A 6,787-nucleotide genomic window follows, 5' to 3' on the forward strand; every position below is an offset into this window, starting at 1 on the left:
CGGCCGTTCACGTAGTTGCGTTCGGTGCGCATGAAGTGACTCCTCCGATGAATGCAGGCGGATCGCTTCGAGTGGCGAACACGCGTGGCAAGGGATAGAGGCCATTCTGTTCATGCGTTTAGCGCACGACAAACGACTTATTTTCGCGCCGAGCATGAGAAAAACGCACGTTACTCGGCGAATCGACCGGAGTCGCCCGTCCGGCAAGGCTTCGGTCGCGCGGGTAGGGGCGGGGCGGGCGGTGGCCTGTCGTATTTTCCGACGGGGCCGAATGCGGACGGGCGTGGAAGCCGGTAAGGTGTCGCCCGCGGCGGGTGGTCGAGGGCGATCGGGGGGCGGATCGCGGGTTAGGCCAGCGGCACTTGCGGCAGCGGCGACGACGGTTCGAGATGGCGCTTCGCGAGCCACACTTCCTGCTGCAGCCAGTCACGGAACTGGACGATGTGCGGCAGGTTCGTTTGCTCGGGCCGCGTGACGAACCAGTACGACTGGTGGCCGTCGACGTGCACGTTGAGCACCTGCATCAATTGCCCGGTCGCGAGTTCGCGCGCGACCATGTGGCGGTCGGCGATCGTGATGCCCAGACCGTCGATCGCCGCGCGGATCGCATGGTCGAGCAGGTCGAATTCGTAGCCGCCGCGCGTGTCGACGTCGCCGATGCCGGCCGCCTTCAGCCAGTGCTGCCAGGTCAGGTAGCGCTGGTCGTCGGTGGCGAGCACGTGCAGCAGCGTGAAGCGGTTCAGGTCGATCGGCGCGCCGTCCTGACGCAGCCGCGCATACAGCGCGGGCGCGCAGACGGCGATATGCTGCTCCTGCATCAGCAGCGCGTTGTCGAAGCCGTCCCATTCGCCGTCGCCGAACCGGATCGCGCAGTCGAGCACGCGCGATTCGCCGAGGCTGTCGTGGATGCGGGTCGTGAGGCTCAGCTCGAATTCGGGATGCGCGTCGCGCAGCCGGCCGAGGCGCGGCATCAGCCACCGCGCGGCGAAGGTGGGCGGCACGTTCGCGCGCAGGCGGTTCAGGTGGGTTTTTTCCTGCAGGCTGCGCACGGTCAGCTCGATCTTGTCGAACGATTGCTGCAGCGCGCGCAGCAGCACGCGGCCGGCCGCAGTCAGTTCGAGCTGGTGATGGCGGCGCTCGAGCAGGGTCTCGCCGAGCTGCCCCTCGAGCTGGCGAACCTGGCGGCTCACCGCGCTTTGCGTCACGTTGAGCAGTTCGGCCGCGCGCGTGAAGCTGCCGGTGCGGCCGGCCATCTCGAAGGCTTTCAGCGCATTCAGCGCCGGCATCTTGCGTCTCACGGGGCAGTGTCGTGTTTGGTGCGGGATGCTTATTGTAGGCGGGTGGCGCGGGTGCGGGGACGATGAATGGCGGCGACGGGGGGCGCGGGGGTTTTACGGTATGGCAGCGGGTGCACCTTGTTGCGACAAGGTTGCCCGCAGGAGAGCCGGCGATGCCGGCCGGCAACGACACGAACGATACGAACGAAAGGGACACACATCATGCGACGCCTGCCATCGTTGATCGCACTGCGATTTTTCGAGGAGACCGCGCGTCACCTGAGCTTCAACCGTGCGGCGGTTTCGCTGTGCGTGACGCAGGGGGCGGTGAGCCGGCAGATCCGGCTGCTCGAGGAAGCGCTCGGCGCGCGGCTGTTCGAGCGCGATCACAAGGGCGTGCGCCTGACCGATGCCGGCGAGCGGTTGCTGCCGTTCGTCGGGCAGGCGTTCGACACGATCGAGCGTGGCGTCGGCGAAATCGCCGCCACGCGGCCGGGTGCGAAACGGCGGCTGACGGTGTCGCTGCCGCCGACGTTCGCGACGCAGTGGTTTTCGCCGCGGCTCGGCACGCTCGCGGAGGCGCTGCCCGACGTCGAGCTGTCGATCCGTACGGAGCCGACGGACGATTGCCATTGCCACATCCGCTTCGGACGCGCGGCGCGCGCCGGGATGCAGTCGGAGCTGCTGATGATGGAGCGGCATGCGCTCGTCGGTGCGCCGCGTTATCGCGGCGATGCGCTCGATGTTCTGTTCGGCCGGTTGCCGTCGCTGCATGTGCTGCACGAAGGCAAGCGCCTGACGCTGTGGGCCGACTGGTGCGACCAGGCGGGCGTGCCGCTGGCGCGGATCGGTGACGGTATCGAGTTTTCCACGCTGGAGCAGGCGATCCGCGCGGCGCGCAAGGGCGCGGGGCTCGCGGTGGTCGACCTGAACATGATCGAGGAGGAGATCGGCGAAGGCAGCCTCGTGCGGCTGTCGCCGGTGCAGCCGATCGGGCCGTTCGGGTATTGGCTCGATGTCGAGCCGGAGAGTGTGGCGGTCGAGCCGGTGGTCGCGTTTGCCGCGTGGTTGCGGGGGCAGGCGGGGAGGAGGGGGTAGGGCGGGTGCGTCGATGCTGAGACGCGGCTGATCTTTCGGTGGAAGCAATCGGATCAGTCCGCGCGTGTCGTGCTCTTCTCGCGGTGTTGGCGTGTGTCAACGATCGTTACCGGGAACAGCGATAGCCACGATCATTGACGGCCTGGACCATGCGGATTCCCTCCGTCGCGGCTGATTACGAGTCGGGATCCAGGCCGAAGTGCATGAGTGTTTCCCGGCGCGCCATGGCTTCTGCTTCGGCATCCGAGATGCTCGGCAACTGGCACTTCGAGGGATCGATGCGTCCCACGTTGAAGACGGCTCGTTTCGGCGGGGAGGTGGATGTGACGGTGGCCCGTGCGTCGTGCTCGATGGCAGATTTGCGCATGACCCGAGCCAGGCTGTGATGGAGTTCGCGCGTGACGACTGCATCAAGGAGCCGGCGGGCTTCCGAGAGGCGAACGGGACGATGTTCGCTCGTCGGGCGCCCACGGCGCGTGATCCGGAACCCTGCGATCGGAGTGTGCTTTGCGTTCATTCGTAAATCCCCTTTTCGATCAAGTAGTTCTGCAACGTCCGCACGGATTTTCCGTGCGGCGTAACGTCGAAAGTCATCCAGCGATGCGATCCCGCGACGCGCCAGAAATCTCGCCCGAATCGCGTCGCATAGAGTGCGTGCAGCGATCGAAGTGACCCGTCGGCCAGACCGACCGGGTCGCTCTGGAAATACTGGAACAGGGCTGCTTCGTCGCTTTGCTGGTCGGGAATGGGGGCATCGAAACCGAGCCGAGGCCAGGCGTAGTACCCAAACAGTCGACGCCCGCCGGGTTTTGGCGCCGCCTTGCGGCCACCCGCTGCCAATGCGTTGATGCGGGTGATTCCCAGCGTATCGCACGCTCTTGCGATCCGCCATAGCATGGCCGCTCCGAGGCCGGCGATAGCGCTATCAGCCAGATCGATTGTTTTGAGTTCGAGTGCGAATGTGTCCGATTCTCGGAAGACGGCGATGCGGTTTTCGGATCGGATCAACGCGGAATGGGTGACGCTGAAAGTCAACCTGTCTGCGCTGTCGAGATAGGCTTGAATGTCCGATCCGGCGGGTGCTCCGCACAACGCAACGAGTAGTGCCTCGGGAATGTCATCGGCCACCCCAAGCAACGCGGAAATATCCAGGTCGTTTCGATCGACCTCGAGCCGATCGTCGAAGTACGACGTTTCGTATGGCAGAACATGGCCGAGATCGACAGGTGGCGCGGGCATGGCGTCCGGCGATGAATGGAAAGCCCCCAGCATATCGACGCGAATCCGACTGGCAGAGTCCGCCAAACGGCCAATCCAATCACGAGACGGAGCGACTGCCCGTCCCGCCCACCTTACGACCAGTCGAACGTCAGCAGCGCCACGCGGCTGACCGGTTCGTAAAACAGCAGAATCCAGTCCGCCCCCATCGCGCGATATTCCCACCCGGTCACACCGGCGACGAAGCGAAAGCGCGCGCCGTCGGGGCCGATCGGCCGGATGTTGTCGGGATCGCTGTCGTCGACCGGAAAGTCGGAGGTGCCCGACCAGTTGCCCCAGCCGACCGATCCGCCGAGCTGGTCGATCAGGTTGCACGGCTTTTCCTGGCTGAAATCGCGCTCGTCCGGCGCGTACTGGTTGGACGAGTAGAGCACGCCGTATTCGGCGAACCGCTTGCGCGCGGTGTCGATGCTGGCCTGTTGCTCGGCGTAGTGCGCCTCCAGTTCCTCGCGATAGCCCGTGTCATGCGCGCCGGGCGGGTTTTCCAGATAGAAGTAGCGCGGGTCGCCGAGCAGCGTGTAGCGGTTGTCGTCGTCGAGCCGGAATCCGATCCAGTTCGCGCGGAGAAAGTCGTTGTGATACGCGGCCGTGTCCTGCCCGACGAGCCCGTCGTACGGTTCGACGGGGCTGAGCAGGTGGATCCAGCCCTCCCACGACGGATTGACCGCCGACAGGTCGATCGACACGAGCGGATGCAGGTGGCGCGCGAGTGCGGCATGGGGCTCGGCAAAGACGTCGGCGTCTGGCGGATAGACCTTCAGGCTAGGTTGTGGCGTGACGATGTCTTCAATCATGATCGCTGCTCGCACGGTGAGGGTCCGGTAAGGCTACACGAGTGCGCGCGAAAACCGGATGAATGTCCGGCGCCGCAGCGGCCTGCCGGGGCGCCTCCCGTTCCTTCCATCCGCCCGATCGGCACTTCGAAAACATTCGCGCCGATCCTTCGGAGATTGTCTTCTTGATAATAGTTGATAGCCACGATACGCTTGGTGGATCGAATTCAATCCGGCCGGGAGGTCGACATGATCAGTGCGGAACTGGGCCAGCAGCTGGAGACTTACGTCGCGAAGCTGGTCGAATCGGGGCGCTATGGATCCAAGAGCGAAGTGCTTCGCGAAGGCGTGCGCCTGATCCAGGATCGCGAAGCGCAACTGAATGCGCTGGACGCGGTGATCGCGCGCAGCCTTGCCGATGTGGAAGCAGGACGCGGCGCCGAGGCGGCGGAAGTCTTCGATCGTCTCGAGGCGAAGTATCGGGCCCAGGCAGACCGTCAGGCCTGACCGTGCACCTGTCCGACTTTGCGATTACCGAACTCGAGGCGATCGCGGATTACATTGCACGCGACAACCCGCAACGCGCCGTGACGTTCGTGCGGGAGATCCGCGATAAGTGCCTGAGTCTTGCCGCGATGCCGCTGGCGTTTCCGCTGGTGCCGCGCTTCGAGCGTCACGGCGTGCGGCACCGCGTGTACGGCAACTACCAGATCTTCTATCGGGTCGTCGGCGATCCGCCGACGCGGATCGACATCCTTCACGTCCTTCACGGCGCGCGGGACTACGCGTCGATCCTGTTCTGAGCGAACGCGCGCATCGCATCGGGTTCGTTCGAATCGCGCGTAGCGTCCTCGGCGTATCAGCGACAGGTCGATGCGAGCTCGATGAAGCAGGCGAGCATGCAACCCGCCTCCACGTTCAATGCCCCGACGCCTCCTCCAGCGTCAGATGCTTCGTCTCCGGCGCCCACGCGATCGACACGATCATCCCCACCAGCAGCACGCCCGCGAGCGCGAACATCGTCGCGTGAAAGCCGAGCGTCGCGATGCCGACCGGCAGCAGGAACGTGCCGATCGCCGAACCGAGCCGGCTGCACGCGATCGCGAGCCCCACGCCGCTCGCGCGCACTTCGGTCGGGAAGCACTCGGGCGGGAACACGCCGACGAGGTTGCTGAATGCCGACATTGTCAGCGTGAAGATCGCGAACGCGACGATCATCGCGATGGCCGCCGACGACGGCAGCACCGCCAGCGCGACGAGCGATGCGCACGTCACCGCGAACGAGCCGATCAGGAAGCCGCGCCGCGACAGCCGGATCGTCAGCCAGATGCCGATCAGCGCGCCGAGCACGAGGAAGCCGTTCAGCAGCAGGTCCGCGCCGAACCCTTCGGCGAGGCCGATCGTCTTCAGGATCGTCGGCAGGAACGTGTAGATCGCGAAGTACGGAATCACGAGGCACACGAAGAACGCACAGTTGAAAACCGTGCGGCGGATCAGGTCGCGCTGGAACAGTCGCGCGAAGCCGGTATTCGCATGCGGTTCGGCCGAACCGTCGAGCATCACGTGCGGCCCGAAATGTTTGGCGACGATCGCGCGTGCTTCTTTCTCCCGGCCCTTGCCGAGCAGCCAGCGCGGCGACTCGGGCGTGCCGATCCGTAGTACCAGCACGATCAGCGCAGGCAACGCCGCCGACGCGAGCAGCCAGCGCCATGCATCGGGCGTGGCATCGCTGTACGCGAGGCCGAGCACGTTCGCGGCGACATAGCCGATCGTCCAGATCACGCTGAACGAACCGAGCAGCGCGCCGCGATGCTTGCGCGGCGAGAATTCGGCGAGGATCGCATGGCCGACCGTGAAGTCGCCGCCCATCCCGAAGCCGATCAGCACGCGCAGCAAACACAGTTCGAGCGGCGAGCTGACGAAGAACTGCGCGAACGCGGCCGCCGTGATGATCACGAAGCTCGTCAGGAAGATCTTCTGCCGGCCCATCCGGTCGGACAGCCAGCCGAACACGAGGCTGCCGAAGAAGATGCCGATCAGCGCCGAGCTGCCGATCATCCCCATCCAGAACGCGTCGATCGGCATCTGTTTGCCGAGCGCGGCGAGTGCGTAGCCGATCGTGCCGAGCGTGTAGCCCTCGGTGAAATGCGCGCCGAACGTCAGGCCGGCGATCTTCACGTGGAAACGGTTGAGCGGCACGTCGTCGAGCGCGACGGGGCGGTGCGGCGCATCGGCGCCACGCGACAGCGGCAACGCGCGTGCGGCGCCGGATTGAACGTTGGCTTGAGTCAAGCTGCCTCCTGGATTGTTATCGGGCGCGCAGCGGCGCACGCAGGCGGAACGCCGCCGCGCGTGCCGTGC

General features: G+C 65.5%; 8 protein-coding genes. 3 read left to right on the top strand and 5 right to left on the bottom strand.

Going from position 1 to position 6,787, the window contains the following annotated elements:
• Positions 1-347 precede the first annotated feature (347 nt).
• Entirely contained in the window at positions 348-1,286 is a 939-nt protein-coding gene (locus G3N93_RS31065; RefSeq protein ID WP_174939961.1) for a LysR substrate-binding domain-containing protein, read from the bottom strand.
• 213 nt (positions 1,287-1,499) lie between these two features.
• Here G3N93_RS31065 and G3N93_RS31070 point away from each other — a divergent pair, with 213 nt between their 5' ends.
• Entirely contained in the window at positions 1,500-2,375 is an 876-nt protein-coding gene (locus G3N93_RS31070; RefSeq protein WP_174939880.1) for a LysR family transcriptional regulator, read from the top strand.
• Between the two features lie 175 nt (positions 2,376-2,550).
• On the opposite strand, the gene G3N93_RS31075 is transcribed toward G3N93_RS31070, so the two are convergent.
• The 3 genes from G3N93_RS31075 to G3N93_RS31085 all read right to left on the bottom strand — a co-directional run bounded on the left by G3N93_RS31075 (position 2,551) and on the right by G3N93_RS31085 (position 4,447).
• Complete coding sequence (locus tag G3N93_RS31075) at positions 2,551-2,892, bottom strand: hypothetical protein (protein WP_157687414.1); 342 nt, start codon at positions 2,890-2,892, stop codon at positions 2,551-2,553.
• Positions 2,889-3,647, bottom strand: coding sequence for a hypothetical protein (locus tag G3N93_RS31080; protein WP_206134670.1), 759 nt, complete (start codon positions 3,645-3,647; stop codon positions 2,889-2,891). The genes G3N93_RS31075 and G3N93_RS31080 overlap by 4 nt, the downstream gene beginning before the upstream one ends.
• Positions 3,648-3,727: 80 nt before the next feature.
• Positions 3,728-4,447 carry a hypothetical protein gene (locus G3N93_RS31085; protein WP_206134671.1) on the bottom strand — a complete coding sequence of 240 codons (720 nt, stop codon included), beginning with the start codon at positions 4,445-4,447 and terminating at the stop codon, positions 3,728-3,730.
• A 228-nt stretch (positions 4,448-4,675) separates the two neighbouring features.
• Between G3N93_RS31085 and G3N93_RS31090 the strand changes: the two genes are divergently transcribed.
• Entirely contained in the window at positions 4,676-4,933 is a 258-nt protein-coding gene (locus G3N93_RS31090) for a type II toxin-antitoxin system ParD family antitoxin (protein WP_206134672.1), read from the top strand.
• Between the two features lie 2 nt (positions 4,934-4,935).
• Positions 4,936-5,229 carry a type II toxin-antitoxin system RelE/ParE family toxin gene (locus tag G3N93_RS31095; RefSeq protein ID WP_206134673.1) on the top strand — a complete coding sequence of 98 codons (294 nt, stop codon included), beginning with the start codon at positions 4,936-4,938 and terminating at the stop codon, positions 5,227-5,229.
• Positions 5,230-5,344: 115 nt separating this feature from the next.
• On the opposite strand, the gene G3N93_RS31100 is transcribed toward G3N93_RS31095, so the two are convergent.
• Positions 5,345-6,679 carry an MFS transporter gene (locus tag G3N93_RS31100; RefSeq protein WP_241026766.1) on the bottom strand — a complete coding sequence of 445 codons (1,335 nt, stop codon included), beginning with the start codon at positions 6,677-6,679 and terminating at the stop codon, positions 5,345-5,347.
• Between the last annotated feature and the right edge of the window lie 108 nt (positions 6,680-6,787).

The organism is Burkholderia sp. Se-20378 (genome assembly GCF_017104665.1).
In the GTDB taxonomy this organism is placed as follows: domain Bacteria; phylum Pseudomonadota; class Gammaproteobacteria; order Burkholderiales; family Burkholderiaceae; genus Burkholderia; species Burkholderia lata.

Excerpts from the sequence above, each read along its gene's own strand:
- G3N93_RS31085 (WP_206134671.1), bottom strand. The coding sequence starts at position 4,447 with ATGATTGAAGACATCGTCACGCCACAACCTAGCCTGAAGGTCTATCCG.
- G3N93_RS31080 (WP_206134670.1), bottom strand. The coding sequence starts at position 3,647 with ATGCTGGGGGCTTTCCATTCATCGCCGGACGCCATGCCCGCGCCACCT.
- G3N93_RS31090 (WP_206134672.1), top strand. The coding sequence starts at position 4,676 with ATGATCAGTGCGGAACTGGGCCAGCAGCTGGAGACTTACGTCGCGAAG.
- G3N93_RS31075 (WP_157687414.1), bottom strand. The coding sequence starts at position 2,892 with ATGAACGCAAAGCACACTCCGATCGCAGGGTTCCGGATCACGCGCCGT.
- G3N93_RS31065 (WP_174939961.1), bottom strand. The coding sequence starts at position 1,286 with ATGCCGGCGCTGAATGCGCTGAAAGCCTTCGAGATGGCCGGCCGCACC.
- G3N93_RS31070 (WP_174939880.1), top strand. The coding sequence starts at position 1,500 with ATGCGACGCCTGCCATCGTTGATCGCACTGCGATTTTTCGAGGAGACC.